Genomic DNA, 16,276 nt, shown 5'->3' with positions numbered 1-16,276 from the left:
TTTAATGGGACAGTATCCTGGGCGGTCGCGTGATCGAACCGGTGAACCGGTTTCCACTTCACCTGATCACGCTCTGTTCGCTAAGCGAAAACCGGATCTCGGTGGCAAAACGGCGGCTGGGCCAGTCCGATCCGGCGGGCGCGGCCGGGAAGGGCGCGGCTCGGTGGACCTGTTCCAGGGCGGCCCGGTCGAGGCTGCGCGATCCGGACGGTGCGGCGATCCGGACGTCGAGAACCCGGCCCTGCCGGTCGATCTCGAACACGATCCCCGTCACCCCTTCGCGGCCCCGTTGCCGGGCCATGGCGGGATAGCGTTTGGCGCGTTCCAGGGCCGCCAGGACAAGGCCGTCATACTGCAGGCTGCCGGCAAATCCCGGCGCGTCATCGGCCCGGGACGTCTGGGCCGCGTCGGGCCGGTCCTGTGAACCCGAAATGCCGGCCGAACCGGCTGTCTGCGGCGCCATGGCGGCCGTGTCCGCTGTCACGGCTTGTGACGGGGCGGCCGGCTCGATTGCCGGCTCCGGGGGGGATTGGGGCTCCGCGGCTGGAGCGGGGCGTTGCGCAGGCTCAGGACGTGCACGGGGCGCGGGTTCGGGCGGGGCGGGAGATGGTGTTGTGGTTGCCGGCGCCGCGACAGGTTCCGGCGCCGGTTCGGCCCGTTCGGCGGGCTGTGCGCCGGCCGCGGCGCCCCGCGTGCCCAGCGCGATGCGCAGGGAGGCTGCCTCGGTCTCGGATGTCGAGGCATTAAACAACGTCCATCCGGCCCAGGCACCCGCGCCGGCCAGACCGTGCAGGGCCGCCGACAGCGCGACCAGCGAGGCGAGGCCGGTGCGCGCGCTCACCGGCCCGCCGCTCCGTCGTTCTCCGCCGCGATCTCGACATGCTGCGCGCCGGCGCTGCGCAGGAGGTCGAATGTGTCGATCAGCCGCTGGGCGGGCAGGGCCCGGTCCACCGCGATGACGACCAGCCCGTCCGGTTCGCCGGCGAGCCAGGCCCGCACGGCCTGTTCGGTCTCGGCCTGTCCGGCCAGCGGGGTGTCATCAAGCACCCATCCCGCCTCCGTGACGCCCAGCATGGCGACCGGGCGCTCGGCCGCGCTGGCGCGGGCGCCATCGGTCAGCGGCAGGTCGACATCCAGCGCCAGCTGGGCGCTGTTGGCGGTGAGCAGCAGGAAGGCGACCAGCATGAAGACGACATCGACCAGCGGCGTCAGGACGGCGCCGGTTTCGGCCGCCCCGGTCTCGCCCGTCCCGTCTTCGTCCGCGTCAGGTCCGGCGGAAATCATGCCGACCGCTCCGTTTCCATGGCGATGGACAGGCGTGTCAGGAGCGAGCCGGCCTGGCGGACGCGCTCGGCCGACCAGGATTTCAGCCAGGCGCTGGCCAGCAGGCAGGGCAGGGCGATGGCGAGGCCCGCGGCTGTGGTGATCATCGCCTGCCAGAGCCCGCCGGCGACGATCGACGGATCGACGGGGCCCTGATGCGCTTCCAGCGCGCGGAAGGCTTCCATCATCCCGGTCACCGTGCCCAGAAGGCCCAGCATGGGCGCCAGCGCAGCAATCGTTACAAGCGCGCTGCGGCGGCGGTCGAGACCGCGCGCCGCGTCGCGAAGGGCCTGGCTGGCCGCTTCGTCGCGCAGGGCTTTTGGCGCCGCCCGCATGGCGATGACGCTGTCGATGGCGGGGGCGAAGAAGGGCCGGGCGCGGGCCAGGATATCGGTGGCGGCATCGATATCGCCGCGCGCAATGGCGTTGTCGAACTGTCTGCGGGCTGCGGCGGGGACGCGCCGCGTCGCGCCGGCCGCGATCAGCCGGTCGAGAATGACCGCAAGGGCGACGATCGAGCAGATCGCGAGGGGCAGCAGGGTCCAGACGGTCAGGCTGTGGCTGGCGAGGGCGTCGCGAAACATGGGGCGTGCGTCCGGTCAGAGGGTTTCCAGGAAGGCGACCAGCGCGTCGCGCTCCTCGGGTGTGAGGTCGAGCCGGTGCAGCAGATCGCTGGTCTTGGGGAAGAGCGGGTCGCCGGCCTGGTCCGGCCGGGGCCGCGGACGGGGTCCGCCGGCCGCATAGATGTTCACGACGCCCCGCAAATGCGGGAAGAGGCCGTTGTGCATATAGGGCCCGGTCTCGCCGACATGACGCAGGCTGGGCGTGCGGAAAGCGCCGACATCGGCGGGATCGCCGGTGACAGTATAGCGGCCCAGATCCTCGTACTGGCGGCCGTAATAGGTCAGGCCGATATTGTGGAATTCATCGTCGGTCAGCCGCGGGCCCATGTGGCAATTGGCGCATCGCGCCGTCGTGCGGAACAGGTGCAGGCCGAGAATCTGCTGGTCGCTGAGCCGGTCGTGATCGCCGCGCATGAAGCGGTCGAAGGATGTCGTGCGGTGCAGTGTCGCCTCGAAGGCGGCCAGCGCCTCGCCGACCATGGCCAGCGTGACGGTGTCCTGGCCGAAGCTTGTCGCAAAGGCGTCGCGATAGCCGGTATCGGCATTGAGCCGGTTCATCAGCTCGAACGCGTCGGCTGCCATCTCCTCGGGATTGAGAATGGGCATTACGGCCTGTTCGGCGAGGCTGCCGGCCGAACCGTCCCACATGAAGGAGGTCTGGCCGGCCTTGTCGAGCAGGGTGGGCGCGTTGCGGCGGCCGCGGGCGCGGTCATGGCCGAACGAGGTGCGCAGCCGGTCGGTGAAACCCAGTTCCGGACTGTGGCAATTGGCGCAGCTGATCTGGCCCGAGGCGCTGAGTGCGGGGTCGTGGAACAGCTGCTCGCCGAGGGCCGCCAGTGCCGGGTCCGGTGCCGGACCCGGTTCGGGCAGAGCGCCCAGCTCGACATAATCGATGTCCTCGTCGATATGGGCTGGCGGCCAGCTGTCCGGTTCGCCCTGATAGACCGCACGCAGTCTGGCACCGGCCGGACAGGACTGCGCGCCGCACGCAGCCGGTTCCGGCGTTGCCGCCTCGCCGGCCGGCAGCGACAGCAGGACAGGCAGTGCGATGGCTGCAGCCATCAGTGCGGCCATGCCGGTATATCGGGAAATCGGGCCCATGCGCTTGCTCTATCCGCTTATGCGAGTGAATTGCAATAGCGGATTCAGGCGCTGCTGACCCTGCGGCAAAAAGAAACGGGCGCCGGAGATGTCTCCGGCGCCCGATCCTGTTTCGCCTGCGGCCTTGCGGCCGGCTGGCCGGCCTTACTGGCCCAGCTGGCGCACTTCGATTTCACCCATGTCGAGGGCGCGGATGCTCTCCTCGATCTGGGCGGCATCGCCCACGATCAGCCAGACCAGCTGTTCGGGGTGCACCACTTCCTGCGCCGCGGCCCGGACCTCGTTGAGGTCGAGCGAGCGATAGCGCTCGGTCAGGCTCGCCGGATAGTCCCAGTCACGGCCGTAATTCTGGCTCGAGACGAGGCTGCCGCGGACGGCGGCGGCGGTCTCGAACTGACCGGGCAGGGAGCGGGTGGAGTTGTTGATCGAGCGCTCCAGCTCCTCGGCCGTGGCCGGGTTGGTGGAGGTGAACTCGTTGAACTCCCGCAGCAGTTCGGCAAGGCTGTCCGCCGTGCGGTCGGTCTGGACCGGCGCATAGACGATCCACGGACGCTGTCCGCGGGCGCCCCAGAGCAGGGTCTGGGCACCGTAGGACCAGCCCTTGTCTTCACGCAGGTTCATGTTGACGCGCGCCGAGAAGGAGCCGCCGATGGCGTCATTCATCGCGGAATAGACTTCCGGATTTTCCACCGTGCCTTCCGGACCGATCAGACCGGCCAGGATGAGCGATTGCGGCGAGTTCGGGCGATCGACGATGATCACGCGAGCGCTGTCCGCATTCTCGGCGCGGGCCATGTTCTTCTGCGGCAGCGGGGTGCTCGGCGCATCCCAGCGGCGGAAGGCCCGTTCCAGCATCGGCGTGATCTCGTCCAGCGTCGTGTCGCCGACGATGAACAGGGTCGCATTGTCCGGACGCATCCAGGTGCGGTGGTGCGCGACGAGATCGTCACGGGTGAAGCCCGTCACGTTTTCCATCGTGCCCGAACCCGTGAACGGCACCGAATAGGCATGGCCTTCGCCATACATTTCCGGCGGCAGCATGCGCAGGGCGATGGCAATCGGATTGGCCATCTCCTGACGGATGCCGTTCAGCGTCTGCTCGCGGATCCGGTCGATATCGTCATCGGCGAAGGTCGGATCGGTGATCACGGTCGCCATCAGATCGAGCGAGTCGCGCAGGTTGGAGCGCAGGGCCGAGAGCGTCACCGTGGACTGGTCGAGACCGGCACCGGTGGACAGGTTGGCGCCCAGGCGTTCGGCCTCGGCGGCAATTTCCAGCGCATCCATGCGGCCGGCACCTTCGTCCAGCATGTTCATGGTGAAGCTGGCGAGACCCGTCTGACCGCCTTCGACGCTGTCGGCGGCATAGCCGGCATCGAACACCATCTGCATTTCCACGACCGGAACGGCGTCGCGGCGCACGAAGACGATATCCATGCCATTGGACAGCTCGGCCGTCTCGACGGCCGGCCAGACCAGTTCCGGCGTTTCCGTGACCGACGGCAGGGCCGAACGGTCAGCGTCGGTGGCGACGCTCTGGAATTCGCCGAAGGGCAGGACGGTGATCTCGTGATAGCCGGTGGACAGCCACTCGTTTGCCGTGGCGGTGATCGCCTCGGCGCTGGCTGTGTTCAGACGGTCCAGCAGGGTGCGCCAGAACGCCGGATCGCCGGCATAGAGCTGGCCTTCGGCAAGCGTGACGGCCTTGCCGCCGAATCCGCCGATCTGTTCCAGACCGCGAATGGTGGAGGCGTTGATGCGCGTACGCGCAGCGGCCAGCTCGTCGTCGGTCGGGCCTTCGGCCAGCAGTTCGGCGACGATCTCGTCGATACGGGCCGAAGCGGCGTCGGGATCTTCACCCGGATTGAGGGTGACCTCGATGTGGAACTGGCTGGCGAGCTGGTGTTCCTCGACATAGGCCACGGCGCGGGTTGCGACCTGGCGGTCGAAGACGAAGTCGCGATAGAGGCGCGAGGTGCGGCCGCCGCCCAGGACGGTGGCGAACAGTTCCAGCTGGGCACGTTCCTCGGTGATGCGGCCCGGCACAACCCAGGTGCGGTAGATGCGCGCCTGCGGCACGTCATCATACATCGTCTCGGTCGTGTTGCGGTCGCGTTCCGGGATCCACTGGTCCATGCGGGTGACCGGCGGGCCGACCGGCGCGTCGCCGAAATAGCGCTGCACCAGCGGGCGGGCTTCTTCGGCGTCAATGTCGCCGGCGAGCACCAGAACCGCGTTGGAGGCGCCGTAATACTGGCGGAACCAGTCCTGCACGTCTTCCAGCGAGGCGGCGTCGAGGTCTTCCATCGAGCCGATCGTGGAGTGGGCGTACGGGTGGCCTTCCGGGAAGAGTGCGCGCAGCTGGGAGTATTCCACCAGGCCGTAAGGCTGGTTGTCGCCCTGGCGCTTCTCGTTCTGCACAACGCCGCGCTGCTCGTCGAGGCGTTCCTGGTCGATGGCGCCCAAGAGGTGGGTCATCCGGTCGGATTCCATCCACAGTGCCATTTCCAGGGCCGGCGTCGGCACGGTCTGGAAATAATTGGTGCGGTCGAACCAGGTGGTGCCGTTCATGCCGGTCGCGCCGACCTGTTCGAACGGACCGAAATAATCGTCATTGTAATTTTCCGACCCGTTGAACATCAGGTGTTCGAACAGGTGGGCGAAGCCCGTGCGGCCGGCCGGTTCGTCGGCGGAACCGACGCCATACCAGATGGACACGGCGACGATCGGCGCCTTACGGTCCTCGTGGACGACGACCGTCAGGCCGTTCTCGAGCTCGAAGCTTTCGTAAGGAATGTCGATCTCGGGCGTCTGGGCATGGGCCAGACCGCCAAGCGAGACGGCCGCAGCGAGCGCAGCCGTGAGTAGTCGTTTCATGGTGTACCCCTAACCTGTGATGCAGGATTTATGGTCGCAAAGTGCAACGCCGGACACCACCCGGTTAAGTAAAATTCCCGTAATGTTCGGTTTCCGGCGCCGCCGGAGGCCGCCTGGAACTAACGCGCCGGCTGCTTCCGGGCCGCGTGGCGGCGGGCTTTCGAGACATTGCCGCAGGTCGCCATGTCGCACCAGCGGCGGCGCCCGGCCTTGGAGGTGTCGAGGAAGAGCCAGCCGCAGCGCTCGCCATCGCACTGTTTCAGCCGCACGGCATTGTCTTCGCCCAGCAGTGCCACCGCATCCATCACGATGGGCGCAAGCAGGCGCGTGGCGGCATCTGCGCCGGACCAGTCCAGCTGTGTCTGGCCACCGGCGTCCGTGATGAGGGCGGCCTGCCCGGCCATGGCGCGATAGTGCCCGGCAAGGCCGGCGAGTGCCTTTGCGGCCGGCTGGCCGTCCCGCATCCGGCTGGTCAGGGCATGATAGATCGCTTCGCGCAGATCATGGGCGGTCGCGTGGAAGCGGGGCCAGGCGCTGCCGTCGGCGAGGTATGCGTCCAGTGCCGCAACCTCGCCGTCAGGCCAATGGCCCGACGCCGTCATCCAGCGCACCGCATCCGCCGGTTCGACCAGCGTATCGGCAAAGCGTGTCTCGCGGCCGTCTGCCGTGTTGCAGAAGTCGATACACAAGCGGCCGCCGATGAAGTGTTCCGGCCCGAAATCGGTCACGGCAAAACCCGTCTAACCGATAAAATGCGTTTTACAAGTTGACTCATTGATAATCTCCAAACTAGTTTTTACCAGTTAGTCGCGCTCGCCGCCAGACCGGAGACAGCGCGACCGGTGAATGGAGACGGGAGAGGATGATGAAACTCTATGCACGCGCAGGCTGGGGATCGGTGATCGCCGAGGCGCAGCTGGCCTGGTACGGGCTGGCGCACACACTCGAGCCGGTCGGCGACCTGTTCGCCGACGACGGCGCGCGGGATGCGCTGGAGGGCATCAATCCGCTGGCCCAGATCCCGACCCTGGTGCTCGATGACGGCACGGTGATGACCGAGAGCGCGGCGATCACGCTGCACCTGGCAGACCTGGCCGCCGAGACCTCGCTCGTCCCCGGCCCGGATGCGCACGAGCGGGCGGACTTTCTCAACGCCCTCGTCTTCCTGGTCGCCAATGTCTACCCGACCTATACCTATGGCGATGTGCCGGCGCGTTTCGTGCCGGTGCCGGAGGGCCAGGCCGGTTTCCGCGAGACGGTCGATGCCTATGGCAAGCGGCTCTACCGCATTCTCGAACAGCAGGCGTCCAGCAGCCGGGCGGCCGGTCCCTGGTTCCTTGGCGGACGTCTGACCGCGGTCGACATCTATCTCGGCGCGATGACGTTCTGGCGTCCCGGCCGCGACTGGTTCGACACCGAGGCCCCGCGCCTCGCCGCGATCGGCCGTGCCGTGCGGGCGCATGACCGTTTCGGCGATGTCTGGACCCGCAATTTCCCGGACGAGATGGCCGGCTGATTATCCCGCCGGGGTCAGGTCGAACGTGCCGCCTGTTTCGCCATTGAACGTGACCGAGCATTCTTCGGGGGTGATGCCCGGCTCGAACGGGCAGGCAAATTGTCCCGCTTCCATGATGCGGATGAGCAGGTCGCGGTTCTCCGGAACGCTGTAGGTGCACTGGCCCGACAGCGCGTCGCTTGCGCGGACGGTCTCGAAACTGCCGGACCGGCGCGCCCGTTCCTGCCGGCTGATCTCACCGTCCGCGGTCTGGAACGTGCAGTCCAGCGTGCCGGAACCGATGATGCGGATGCTGACATCCGACGGTTCGATACCTGTCTGGACCGCGGCTGCGAGCGTCGCCGCCAGAATGCTGTTCAGTGTTGCAATGCCCATGATGACCTCCCGGTTGTGTGTCCGAGGAGTATGATCCTGTCAGTCCAATAATTCAATAGTTCATGTACTATTGAATCAACAGGCGCGCTCCATGCCGGGCGACAGGGCTTCACACACTTCGGGATGGCCCTGGCAGCAGTCGGAAACGAGATAGCCGATCGTGGCGGCGATCGTGTCGAGGTCGACGGCATAGATGCGGGACCGGCCTGACGGTCGCATGACGATCAGCCCACCCTGCCGGAGCACGTTGAGATGCGAGGACAGATTGTTCTTTGCCACCCCGACGCGCGCAGCCAGTTCGCCGGCCGGCATGCCGTCGGGGCCTGCTGCGATCAGCGTGCGGAAGACGCGCAGCCGGGTCGGATGGCCGAGTGCGGACAGGCGGGCGGCGGCTTCGTCATCGGCCGGGTTGTCATTCATTTCAATGGTCATTGAACAATTGAACCGTATCGTATAGGCGGGGCGGGCATCGTTTCGGAGACCTATCATGCATGCGCCGCGCTGCCATGGCCAATCGCGCCTTCTGCGTTCTGCCTCTTTCGCTGCCGCCCTTGTGTCGGCCACGATCGTCAGCGCCGGCGCACCGGCCCAGGACGTGCCGCCGCCGCGCCTGTCGGTGTCGGGGGAAACGCGCCTGCGCTACGAAACGCTGGACGGCCAGTTCCGCGCCGGCGGTTCCGGCGGCGACCAGGCGCTGTTTATGCGCAATCTTCTGCTCGCCGAATACGAGATGCAGCCGGTCACTTTCGGTCTGGAACTGCAGGACAGCCGCGCCTGGCTGGATGACAGCGGCACGCCGCTGAGCACGAGTTATGTCAATCCGCTGGACGTGCTGCAGCTCTACGTCCGCGCCGATCTGCCCTCGCTTCTCGGTGCGGACGGATCGGCAACACTGACGGTGGGCCGGCAGACGGTGAGCATCGGCTCGAAACGGCAGATCGAGCGCATCAGCTATGCCAATGTGATCAAGAGCTATACCGGTTTTCACTACCGTGCGGACAATGCCCGCGGCGACGAACTGCACCTGGTGGCGGTGGTCCCGGTCTCCCGCCGGCCCGGCGACCGGGCCGAGATCGCGGACAACCGCATGTCCGGCGATGAAGAGGAGTGGAACCGGCGCATCTGGGCCGTCCACTACCGGCGCAAGGATGTGGCGCCGGCACTCGCCGATGGTCTGACCGGCGAGGTCTTCGTCTACGGGCTGACGGAGCGCGACACCGCCGATACGCCCACGCCGAACCGGCAGTATGTGACCTCCGGCGTGCGGGCCTATCGGGCACCGCAGGCCGGCCGCTGGGATGTCGATGTGGAAGGCGCCTGGCGTCTGGGCCGCCGCCGGGCCAGCCGGGCGGCTACAGACACGGAAAACCTGGATGTCAGCGCCACCATGCTGTTTGCGGCGGTCGGATACACATTCGATCTGCCCTGGCAGCCCCGGCTGGCGGCGGAATACTACTGGGCAAGCGGCGACGAGAAGCCCGATGACGGGCGGTTCGACCAGTATGAGCGGCTGTTCGGTTCGCGGCGCACGGATCTGAACAATACCAGCCTGCACGGACCGCTGACCCCGGCCAATCTCAGCGCGCCGGGCCTGCGGCTGGACGTCGTGCCCGGGGCGCGCTGGGATGCGCGCATCGCCTGGTCGGCGGCATCCCTGGCCAGTGCGACTGACAGCTGGGTGATTGCCGGGCTGCGCGACCCGTCCGGCCAGTCCGGCCGCTTTCTCGGACACGCGATCGACGGGCGCGCCCGCTACCGGCCCGGCCCTGAAGGGCTGGAATTCGAGATCGGTGCGTCGGCTTTCCTGGCCGGCGCGTTTCCGGACAATGTCCCTGGCGGGCCGGGCACGGATACCACCCTGTTCGGCTACGGACAGGTGACGCTGAGCTTCTAGACCTTCTTCACGAACTCGCTTCTCAGCCCCATCTGGCCGACGCCGTCGATGCGGCAGTCGATATCGTGATCGCCTTCGACCAGGCGGATATTCTTCACCTTGGTTCCGACTTTCACGACCTGGGACGTGCCCTTGATCTTGAGGTCCTTGATCACGGTGACCGTATCGCCGTCGGCCAGCTCGGTGCCGTTGGCGTCGCGCCAGACCGGGCCGCTTGCCGCCACCGGTGCCGCACCGGCCGTCCATTCATGGGCGCATTCGGGGCAGACGAGCAGTGCACCGTCCTCATAGGTGAAGGCCGAGCCGCATTCGGGACAGGGCGGGAGCTCGCTCATGACAGGTTTCCTTCAGGCCGGATTGCCGCTTGGCAGATACGCCTGCGGACCCGGATTGTCGATCTGTCAGGTGCTTTGACTGTCCGGCAGTGCGGCCGGGTCCGGTTGCGCCAGGCAGATCCGGCGCAGAAGCAGGCCGGCCGCAAGGGCGATACCGGCAATGGCGGCGAGCAGCCAGAGCACGGCTTCCGGCGGCAGCCGGGTGATCGCGAAGGCGCCGGCGACCGGCGAGACCGCCTGGACCAGCATGATCGGCCGCGCGATCTGGCCCGTCACGACGGGCTGGCGGACCGGCCCGAACAGCGCAAGCGGCAGCGTGCCGCGGGCGATGGAGAGCACACCGATCCCCGCGCCATAGACGATCGCGGCCAGCATCCGGACAGCGGGCGCATCGATCGTGAGCAGGCCCAGCCCGGTGATGATCGCGCCGATGGCGAGGATCACCGTCATCGCCGGGTGCAGCCGCTGGCCCAGAGTCATCTCGACCGCGCGGCCGGCGACCTGGGCCGGGCCGATAAAGGCGCCGAGCGCCACTGCGGCGGTCAGTCCGACATCCATGCGCGCCAGCAGATTGACCAGATGGACGGCGATGATCGACGCCACCAGGACTTCCGCGATGAAGAGGATCGCCGACAGGGTGCGGGCCGGTTCCAGCGTATGCACGGTGCGGGCAACGGGATGGGGACGCGCCTTGCGGTCCGGATCTGCCGGTGCGGCCTCGGCCAGGCCTGCGGGTGCGGCGAAAAAGAACAGCGGCAGGCAGATCGCGATCTGGGCTGCTGCATAGACCAGGCAGGTGACGCGCCAGCCGGCCGCCTCGACCAGCACGCCGCTGAGTGTCCAGAACACGGTGCTGGCAAACCCGCCCCACAGGGCGACGGTGGAGATCAGGCGCCGCGCCTTGTGGCCATGGGCCCGGCCCAGCGTGCTGAACACCGCATCATAGAGGCTGCACGCCATGCCCAGGCCGACCAGGCTCCAGCCGATCAGGTAGATGGCGTAGTGCCAGGCCAGGCCGATAGTCGCCAGACCGGCGGCCAGCAGCAGCGATCCCGTCATCAGGACCCGGCGGCCGCCCTCGCGGGCGATCAGGCGTCCGACATGCGGTGCGACCAGGGCGGAGGTGACGATCCCGGCCGACATGCCGCCGGACACCCAGGCCAGCGGCCAGCCCATCGCATTGCCGATTGGTGCCGCCAGCACCGTCAGCAGGTAGAGGGTCGAGCCGAAGCCGACGATCTGGGTCACGCCCAGCAGGCAGGCCTGAAGCAGCGGGGAAGCGGCGATCCGGGGCATGGCGTCTCCTTGGCGTCACGGCGCCGGAGCATCGCCACCCGGGCAGTGGAAACAAGCGATACTATTTCCTTTTGATGTGAGTTCAGATCACATACTGCTCTTGTGAGCAGAGACAGGGCACCGTTTGTCCGATCCTGACGCACATAGATGACGGCCTGGAACCCGATGGACAAACGCCGCGACTTGCCGCCTTTCAGCGCGCTGCGGGCCTTCGAGGCCTTTGCCCGGCATGGCCGCATGCTGCGCGCGGCCGACGAGCTGTGCGTCACCCATGGCGCGGTGAGCCGGCAGGTCCGGGCGCTGCAGGACTGGCTCGGCGTGTCGCTGGTCGAGGGGCCGAGGACCGATCTCCGCCTGACCCCGGCGGGCCGCCAGCTCGCCGATGTGCTGGACCGGGCGTTTGACGATATCCAGGCCGGATTGCCGCGCCGTGCGCGCGCGGCCCAGTCGGTCCTGCGTGTCTCCTGTCTGGGGACATTTGCCATGCGCTGGCTGATCCCGCGCCTGCCGCGCTTTTATCGCGACCATCCGCAGATCGCGGTGGAAGTCAGCGAGTCGCATGCGCCGGTCGATTTCCGCACCGGCGGCTATGATGCCGCGATCCGCATGCAGAGCGCGGCCCGTGTCGCCGGACCAGAGGTCACCGCTTTCCTGCCGGACTATCAGGGCCCGGTCGTCGCACCGTCCGTGTGGGCAGAGCACGCGGCAGGCGCGGGCCTGGACGGGCTGACCCGCCTTCACACGCGCACCTATCCGGAAGGCTGGGCGGAATGGGAGGCGCGCACCGGCTGGCCGCCATCGGACGGCCATGCCGGCACCTTTTTCGATCACACCTTCTACATGCTCGCGGCGGCCTCGGCCGGGCTGGGCGTGGCGATCGGCGGCTGGAGCCTGGTGCAGGACGATCTGGCGGACGGCCAGCTGGTCGCGCCGCTGGGGCTGGCCGATACCGGTCTGGCCTATGTCTATATCCGGCCGGCCGGGCAGCCGCATGCGGCCGCTGAGGCCTTCGGGGACTGGCTGGTCGGGGAAGGGCGCCGGTGCGCCGGACCTCCGCCCGCGCTCAGAGCCCGCGCACAGCCTGGATGATGTTCAGGATCACGGCGGCGTTGAACAGCAGGCCCAGCACGGTCATCACGGCGGCGAAGCCTGCGACGCCGGCCAGCATGAGCGCGCGCAGCGGGATCATCATCACGGCGCGGGCGCGTTCCGGCCCGGCCCAGCGCGGCCGGCTGAGGCGTTCGGTGAGGTCGGTGAACCCGCCGCGCCAGAGATTGACGGTGATGAAGATCCACACGACCACGGCGACCAGCGGTGCGAGGCGCAAGGCCAGCGGCATGCCCGGGACGGACAGCAGGAACTCGATTTCCTCCACGCGCGGTGCCTTCCGCTGAACTCGATACGTCCTGTCATAGCCTTTCCCCCGCCCGTGAGCTACATGCGATGATCTGCATCTGCCGCGACGGAATATCCGTCGTGCTGCGTTGCACCGTCCGCAGGGGTGGCGGGGCCGCACAGGCCGGATCGTGAAGGGGTACGGAATGCTCGACAACAGGCGTTGGATTGCCGGGGCGGTAGCACTTGTCGTCATCGCCGGCGGCGGCTGGTGGATGTTCGGCCGCGGCGAGGGCGGCAGCGGCGAGGTGACAATCGAGACCGAGGCAGCGGCCCCGGCCGATGTGCGCCGTATCGTGGCGGCGTCCGGCGCTGTCAGCGCGCTGGTAACGGTCGAGGTCGGATCGCAATTGTCCGGCCAGATCGCCGAACTGCATGTCGATTTCAACGATGAGGTCGAGGAAGGCCAGGTCATCGCCCGGCTCGACCCGCAGACCTATGAGACCCGTGTTACCGAAGCCGAGGCCGCGCGTGCGACAGCGGCGGCGAGCCTGCAATTGCAGCGCGCCTCGCTCGCCCGGGCCCAGGCCACGCTGCGCGAGGCCCAGCTGGAATTCGACCGCATGGCAACGCTGCGCGAGCGCGGCACGGTGGCCCAGACTTCGCTGGACACTGCCCAGACCGCGCTCGACGCGGCCCAGGCCGATGTCGAGGTGGCGCGCGCCCAGATCGCCAATGCCCAGGCTGTGCTGGCCCAGCGCGATGCCTCGCTGGCCAGTGCCCGTATCGATCTCGAGCGCACGACGATCCGCGCGCCGATCAATGGCATTGTCGTCGACCGTGCCGTCGATGTCGGCCAGACCGTCGCGGCGAGCATGACGGCGCCCGTGCTGTTCACCATCGCCCAGGATCTGGGACAGGTGCAGATTGACGCCCAGATCGACGAGGCCGATATCGGCCAGATCCGCGCCGGCCAGCCGGTGCGCTTCACGGTGGATGCGCATCCGGACACCGAGATGGAAGGCGTGGTCGACCAGATCCGCCTGGCGCCGGAAACCCTGAACAATGTCGTCACCTACACAGTCGTCGTTCTGGCCGCGAACCCGGACGAGCTGCTGCTGCCGGGCATGACGGCGAACATGGATATCATCACCGGCGAGCGCACCGGCGTTCTCACCGTGTCCAACGCGGCCCTGCGCTTCCGGCCCTCGCCGGCACTGGAGGGGCGGACACAGCCGCTGGGCGAAGGCGGTGGTGGCCCGCAAGGCGGCGGCCGGGGCGGTCCCGGCGGTCCGGGCGGCGGCAATGATCCCATGACGCGTCTCAGCGAGGCGGTCGGTCTGGATGCCGCCCAGCAGGACCAGATCCGGGGCATTTTCCGCGCCGCCATGGGGCGGGCGATGAGCCAGGCCCAGGCCGGTGGCGAGTTCGATCGCGAAGCCCTGCAGGCCGAGATCGATCGCGAGATCCGCCCGCTGCTCGATGAAGACCAGCTGGAACGCTATCGCGCCTTCCAGCGCCAGATGCGCGAGACCCGCTCGGCGACGGTCTGGGTCGAGGAGGCGGACGGCACGCTGGTCGAGCGGCCGATCCGCGTCGGTATTTCCGACAGCCAGAAAAGCGAAGTGGTCGGCGGCCGTCTGGAAGCCGGCGAGGCCGTGGTGACCCGCGCCCGCGAGGTGCGCGAATGAGCGCATTGATCGCCTGCCGCGACCTTGTCCGCGTCTACACGATGGGCGACCAGACCGTGCGGGCGCTGGACGGGGTCAGTGTCGATATCGAGGCCGGCGAGTATGTCGCCGTCACGGGGGCATCGGGATCCGGCAAGTCGACCTTCATGAACATGCTGGGCGCGCTGGACCGGCCGGACTCCGGCTCGCTGCACATTGCGGGCGAAGACCTTCTGGCGCTGGATGCCGACCGGCTCGCCGCCTTCCGCAACCGGACGATCGGCTTCGTCTTTCAGCAGTTCAACCTGCTCTCGCGCACCTCGGCGCTGGAAAATGCCGCCCTGCCGCTGGTCTATGCCGGGGTGCCCGCCGCGGAACGGCGCAAGCGGGCGATGGCGCGGCTGGAACAGGTGGGGCTGGGCGACCGCTCGGACCACCAGCCCAACCAGCTGTCCGGCGGTCAGCAGCAGCGCGTGGCGATTGCCCGCGGTCTCGTCAACGATCCGAAAATCCTGCTGGCCGACGAGCCCACGGGCGCGCTCGACTCGCGAACTTCGGACGACATCATGGCGATCTTCGACCAGCTCAATCGCGAGGGGATCACCATCATCGTCGTGACCCACGAACAGGAAGTCGCTGATCACGCGCGGCGCCAGATCGTGTTCCGGGACGGCCGGATCGTGGAGGACCGCCAATGAATCTCGCCGCCTCCCTGCGCATCGCCCTGATCGCGCTCCGCGTGAACGCCCTGCGTAGCGCGCTGGCCATGCTGGGCGTCGTGATCGGCGTCGCCTCGGTCATCGTACTGGTCTCGATCAGCGAAGGCACCAAGCAGGCCGTCGAGGAACAGATCGCCAGTTTCGGCGCCAACCTGCTGATCATCCGGCCCGGCTCCAGCATGTTCGGCGGACGGCGCGGCGGGGCCGGTACGGCCGATCCGCTGACCGACGGCGATGTGGAAGCCCTGCGCACGCAGATTGCCGGTGTCGCGGGCGCCTCCGGCGAAGTGACGACCTCGTCGGCCGTCGTGTTCGGCGGCGCCAACTGGACGACGCGTATTGTCGGCATGAATCCCGACTATCTGTCGGCGCGCGGCTGGGAGATCGATCAGGGACGCAGTTTTTCGGCCGCCGAGGAAGCGGCCGGCCGGCGTTATGCGATCGTCGGCCAGACCATCATTTCCGAACTGTTCGATGGCGCCAGTCCGATCGGCCAGTCCCTGCGCATCGGCGGCCAGCCCTTCGAGGTGATCGGCACCGTCATGGAGCGCGGCGACAATAATTGGGGCCAGGACCAGGACGATGTGATCTTCGCGCCGCTCAACACGATCCGCCAGCGCTTCGGCGCCGGCGTGCGTGTCACCCAGCGCGACGGCGTGCAGACGGTGTTCGTCGATATCGCTCCGGGCGAGAACAATGCGCGCGTCATCGAGGATATCCAGGATATGCTGCGGATCCGGCGGGATATCCAGCCCGGTGCGGAAGACAATTTCTTCGTCGGCAATCTGGCCGAATTCATCCGCGCCCAGAACGAGACCGAGAGCCAGCTGGGCCTGCTGCTCGCCGTGGGGGCGGGGATCGTGCTGCTGGTCGGCGGTATCGGCATCATGAACATCATGCTGGTCTCGGTGACCGAGCGCACGCGCGAGATCGGCCTGCGCCTGGCCGTCGGTGCGCGGCGGCGCGATGTGCGCAACCAGTTCCTGATCGAGAGCATCGTTCTGTGCCTGATCGGCGGTCTGGCCGGACTTGTGGTCGGCGTCGGCGGCACGCTCGTCTATGCCGAGGTCGGCGAGCTGGAGATCGCCATCAATCCGCTGATCGTTGCGATTGCCATCGGTGCGTCGGCGCTCGTCGGGGTTTTCTTCGGCTTCTACCCGGCACACCGCGCCTCGCGTCTCGATCCGATCGAGGCGCTGCGGTTCGAATAAC

The 16,276-nt window shown here is 67.8% G+C and carries 17 protein-coding genes; 6 read left to right on the top strand and 11 right to left on the bottom strand.

Going from position 1 to position 16,276, the window contains the following annotated elements; translation table 11 throughout:
* Positions 1–58: 58 nt before the first annotated feature.
* From JJ918_RS04870 to JJ918_RS04845, 6 genes are all read right to left on the bottom strand, one after another.
* Entirely contained in the window at positions 59–841 is a 783-nt protein-coding gene (locus tag JJ918_RS04870) for an energy transducer TonB (RefSeq protein WP_291884035.1), read from the bottom strand.
* The gene (locus JJ918_RS04865; protein ID WP_291884033.1) at positions 838–1,284 is read right to left on the bottom strand and encodes a biopolymer transporter ExbD; all 447 of its coding nucleotides are present in this window, start codon (positions 1,282–1,284) and stop codon (positions 838–840) included. Before JJ918_RS04865 ends, JJ918_RS04870 begins: the two co-directional genes overlap by 4 nt.
* On the bottom strand, positions 1,281–1,907 hold the full coding sequence (locus tag JJ918_RS04860; RefSeq protein WP_291884031.1) for a MotA/TolQ/ExbB proton channel family protein: 627 nt from the start codon (positions 1,905–1,907) through the stop codon (positions 1,281–1,283). Before JJ918_RS04860 ends, JJ918_RS04865 begins: the two co-directional genes overlap by 4 nt.
* Positions 1,908–1,922: 15 nt before the next feature.
* Entirely contained in the window at positions 1,923–3,047 is a 1,125-nt protein-coding gene (locus JJ918_RS04855; protein WP_291884029.1) for a cytochrome c peroxidase, read from the bottom strand.
* Between the two features lie 144 nt (positions 3,048–3,191).
* Positions 3,192–5,924: a pitrilysin family protein gene (locus JJ918_RS04850; protein ID WP_291884027.1), complete on the bottom strand. Its 2,733-nt coding sequence runs from the start codon at positions 5,922–5,924 to the stop codon at positions 3,192–3,194.
* Between the two features lie 119 nt (positions 5,925–6,043).
* Entirely contained in the window at positions 6,044–6,652 is a 609-nt protein-coding gene (locus JJ918_RS04845; protein WP_291884023.1) for a CGNR zinc finger domain-containing protein, read from the bottom strand.
* 137 nt (positions 6,653–6,789) lie between these two features.
* Between JJ918_RS04845 and JJ918_RS04840 the strand changes: the two genes are divergently transcribed.
* The gene (locus JJ918_RS04840; RefSeq protein WP_291884021.1) at positions 6,790–7,440 is read left to right on the top strand and encodes a glutathione S-transferase family protein; all 651 of its coding nucleotides are present in this window, start codon (positions 6,790–6,792) and stop codon (positions 7,438–7,440) included.
* Here JJ918_RS04840 and JJ918_RS04835 read toward each other — a convergent pair whose 3' ends face one another.
* Together JJ918_RS04835 and JJ918_RS04830 are read right to left on the bottom strand one after the other, a co-directional pair.
* On the bottom strand, positions 7,441–7,815 hold the full coding sequence (locus tag JJ918_RS04835; protein ID WP_291884020.1) for a hypothetical protein: 375 nt from the start codon (positions 7,813–7,815) through the stop codon (positions 7,441–7,443).
* A gap of 75 nt (positions 7,816–7,890) precedes the next feature.
* Positions 7,891–8,247, bottom strand: a complete 357-nt coding sequence (locus JJ918_RS04830) for a helix-turn-helix transcriptional regulator (RefSeq protein ID WP_291884018.1) — start codon at positions 8,245–8,247, stop codon at positions 7,891–7,893.
* Positions 8,248–8,302: 55 nt separating this feature from the next.
* On the opposite strand from JJ918_RS04830, the gene JJ918_RS04825 reads away from it, so the two are divergent.
* Positions 8,303–9,709: an alginate export family protein gene (locus JJ918_RS04825; RefSeq protein ID WP_291884015.1), complete on the top strand. Its 1,407-nt coding sequence runs from the start codon at positions 8,303–8,305 to the stop codon at positions 9,707–9,709.
* On the opposite strand, the gene JJ918_RS04820 is transcribed toward JJ918_RS04825, so the two are convergent.
* Complete coding sequence (locus tag JJ918_RS04820) at positions 9,706–10,044, bottom strand: zinc ribbon domain-containing protein YjdM (protein ID WP_291884013.1); 339 nt, start codon at positions 10,042–10,044, stop codon at positions 9,706–9,708. The two genes, JJ918_RS04825 and JJ918_RS04820, sit on opposite strands and share 4 nt — an antisense overlap.
* Positions 10,045–10,110: 66 nt before the next feature.
* Complete coding sequence (locus JJ918_RS04815; RefSeq protein ID WP_291884010.1) at positions 10,111–11,340, bottom strand: MFS transporter; 1,230 nt, start codon at positions 11,338–11,340, stop codon at positions 10,111–10,113.
* 147 nt (positions 11,341–11,487) lie between these two features.
* On the opposite strand from JJ918_RS04815, the gene JJ918_RS04810 reads away from it, so the two are divergent.
* Positions 11,488–12,429 carry a LysR substrate-binding domain-containing protein gene (locus JJ918_RS04810; RefSeq protein ID WP_291884007.1) on the top strand — a complete coding sequence of 314 codons (942 nt, stop codon included), beginning with the start codon at positions 11,488–11,490 and terminating at the stop codon, positions 12,427–12,429.
* Here JJ918_RS04810 and JJ918_RS04805 read toward each other — a convergent pair.
* Positions 12,404–12,715, bottom strand: a complete 312-nt coding sequence (locus tag JJ918_RS04805; protein WP_291884004.1) for a hypothetical protein — start codon at positions 12,713–12,715, stop codon at positions 12,404–12,406. The two genes, JJ918_RS04810 and JJ918_RS04805, sit on opposite strands and share 26 nt — an antisense overlap.
* 166 nt (positions 12,716–12,881) lie before the next feature.
* On the opposite strand from JJ918_RS04805, the gene JJ918_RS04800 reads away from it, so the two are divergent.
* Genes JJ918_RS04800 through JJ918_RS04790 form a run of 3 tightly spaced genes read left to right on the top strand, consistent with a single transcriptional unit; the run spans position 12,882 to position 16,275 of the window.
* Positions 12,882–14,366, top strand: coding sequence for an efflux RND transporter periplasmic adaptor subunit (locus tag JJ918_RS04800; RefSeq protein ID WP_291884002.1), 1,485 nt, complete (start codon positions 12,882–12,884; stop codon positions 14,364–14,366).
* Complete coding sequence (locus JJ918_RS04795) at positions 14,363–15,043, top strand: ABC transporter ATP-binding protein (RefSeq protein ID WP_291884000.1); 681 nt, start codon at positions 14,363–14,365, stop codon at positions 15,041–15,043. The genes JJ918_RS04800 and JJ918_RS04795 overlap by 4 nt, the downstream gene beginning before the upstream one ends.
* A complete protein-coding gene (locus tag JJ918_RS04790; protein ID WP_291883998.1) occupies positions 15,040–16,275 on the top strand; it encodes an ABC transporter permease in 1,236 nt (411 codons plus the stop codon). The genes JJ918_RS04795 and JJ918_RS04790 overlap by 4 nt, the downstream gene beginning before the upstream one ends.
* Position 16,276: the final 1 nt, after the last annotated feature.

The sequence above is a fragment of the Maricaulis sp. genome, assembly GCF_017642925.1.
Taxonomy (GTDB): domain Bacteria; phylum Pseudomonadota; class Alphaproteobacteria; order Caulobacterales; family Maricaulaceae; genus Maricaulis.
Note: the sequence above shows the minus strand (reverse complement) of the source record. Positions and strands in the feature narration are given on the sequence as shown.

What these genes read in the sequence shown, in the direction of transcription:
- JJ918_RS04865 (WP_291884033.1), bottom strand. Translation starts at nt 1,284, where the DNA reads ATGATTTCCGCCGGACCTGACGCGGACGAAGACGGGACGGGCGAGACC.
- JJ918_RS04860 (WP_291884031.1), bottom strand. Translation starts at nt 1,907, where the DNA reads ATGTTTCGCGACGCCCTCGCCAGCCACAGCCTGACCGTCTGGACCCTG.
- JJ918_RS04855 (WP_291884029.1), bottom strand. Translation starts at nt 3,047, where the DNA reads ATGGGCCCGATTTCCCGATATACCGGCATGGCCGCACTGATGGCTGCA.
- JJ918_RS04850 (WP_291884027.1), bottom strand. Translation starts at nt 5,924, where the DNA reads ATGAAACGACTACTCACGGCTGCGCTCGCTGCGGCCGTCTCGCTTGGC.
- JJ918_RS04840 (WP_291884021.1), top strand. Translation starts at nt 6,790, where the DNA reads ATGAAACTCTATGCACGCGCAGGCTGGGGATCGGTGATCGCCGAGGCG.
- JJ918_RS04835 (WP_291884020.1), bottom strand. Translation starts at nt 7,815, where the DNA reads ATGGGCATTGCAACACTGAACAGCATTCTGGCGGCGACGCTCGCAGCC.
- JJ918_RS04830 (WP_291884018.1), bottom strand. Translation starts at nt 8,247, where the DNA reads ATGACCATTGAAATGAATGACAACCCGGCCGATGACGAAGCCGCCGCC.
- JJ918_RS04825 (WP_291884015.1), top strand. Translation starts at nt 8,303, where the DNA reads ATGCATGCGCCGCGCTGCCATGGCCAATCGCGCCTTCTGCGTTCTGCC.
- JJ918_RS04820 (WP_291884013.1), bottom strand. Translation starts at nt 10,044, where the DNA reads ATGAGCGAGCTCCCGCCCTGTCCCGAATGCGGCTCGGCCTTCACCTAT.
- JJ918_RS04815 (WP_291884010.1), bottom strand. Translation starts at nt 11,340, where the DNA reads ATGCCCCGGATCGCCGCTTCCCCGCTGCTTCAGGCCTGCCTGCTGGGC.
- JJ918_RS04810 (WP_291884007.1), top strand. Translation starts at nt 11,488, where the DNA reads ATGACGGCCTGGAACCCGATGGACAAACGCCGCGACTTGCCGCCTTTC.
- JJ918_RS04800 (WP_291884002.1), top strand. Translation starts at nt 12,882, where the DNA reads ATGCTCGACAACAGGCGTTGGATTGCCGGGGCGGTAGCACTTGTCGTC.
- JJ918_RS04795 (WP_291884000.1), top strand. Translation starts at nt 14,363, where the DNA reads ATGAGCGCATTGATCGCCTGCCGCGACCTTGTCCGCGTCTACACGATG.
- JJ918_RS04790 (WP_291883998.1), top strand. Translation starts at nt 15,040, where the DNA reads ATGAATCTCGCCGCCTCCCTGCGCATCGCCCTGATCGCGCTCCGCGTG.